Origin of the sequence: Halalkalibacter sp. APA_J-10(15), assembly GCF_023017105.1 — a bacterium.
Classification (GTDB): domain Bacteria; phylum Bacillota; class Bacilli; order Bacillales; family Bacillaceae_D; genus Halalkalibacter.
In genome coordinates, this window is record NZ_JALKEV010000086.1 from 1 (window position 1) to 284 (window position 284).

The window sequence follows — 284 nt, forward strand, 5'->3', positions numbered from 1 at the left end:
ATCTAGTTCTATGACCGTCAGCGGCCTCATCACTATCATTATCTTCATGAACTAACAACCACGATTGAGCCTTTGTCATTGTTGGTTCAATTTCGTTAGCATCAGCGTCATAGAAGTCCCTAATAGAGTCATAGGCATAGTTAATATCATCTAGATATCCACTGACGTTCTCTGATATATATAGGAAAGACTTACCGCCCATACTTCTAAGAATGTCTCCCTTACCAGATTCATACATCATTTGCTGGTTAGGGTATAGTTTGCGCTCGCCAAGAGCATCATTC

1 protein-coding gene is annotated in these 284 nt (G+C 40.5%); it reads right to left on the reverse strand.

The genetic code is table 11. From position 1 onward, the window contains the following. Window positions 1-284, reverse strand: a 284-nt coding sequence (locus MW695_RS22370) for a hypothetical protein (RefSeq protein WP_247107628.1), incomplete at both ends; no start/stop codon positions are given.